A 437-nucleotide genomic window follows, 5' to 3' on the forward strand; every position below is an offset into this window, starting at 1 on the left:
AGGTGGCCATGGATATCCGCTTTTCGGTCAATGCTGCCGGTGATCTGGTCTTTGATATTGATTACGCGCGTGAGGCGCTGGATCCGGCAATGGTGCAGGATATTTTGCAGGCGCTTAGCAAGGCCGCGCATCATATTGCCGCCAGTGGTGAACTGGCTGTGCGTATGCGGGAGATAACCGATCTCAGCCATTATTGTTTCAACAATATGCCGGTGACAGCGCAGGATGCACCTTTTCTGCAGCGCATTGCCGATCATATTTTTGCTGCCGGTAACAGCAAGACTGCGCTGATTTACGGACAAAAGCACATCAGCTATGCAGAGCTTGGCGGCATTGTGCGCCGTATAATGGGTGGGTTGCAGGCGCGGGGGCTGGTACAGGGCAATGTGGTTGCTGTTTGCCTGCCGCGCAGCCCTGAACATACGGCCATGGTGCTT

1 protein-coding gene is annotated in these 437 nt (G+C 54.7%); it reads left to right on the forward strand.

From position 1 onward, the window contains the following. Positions 1-437, forward strand: a 437-nt coding sequence (locus HBA93_RS18715) for an AMP-binding protein (protein ID WP_221724301.1), incomplete at both ends; no start/stop codon positions are given.

The organism is Ochrobactrum sp. SFR4 (genome assembly GCF_019730395.1).
Taxonomy (GTDB): domain Bacteria; phylum Pseudomonadota; class Alphaproteobacteria; order Rhizobiales; family Rhizobiaceae; genus Pseudochrobactrum.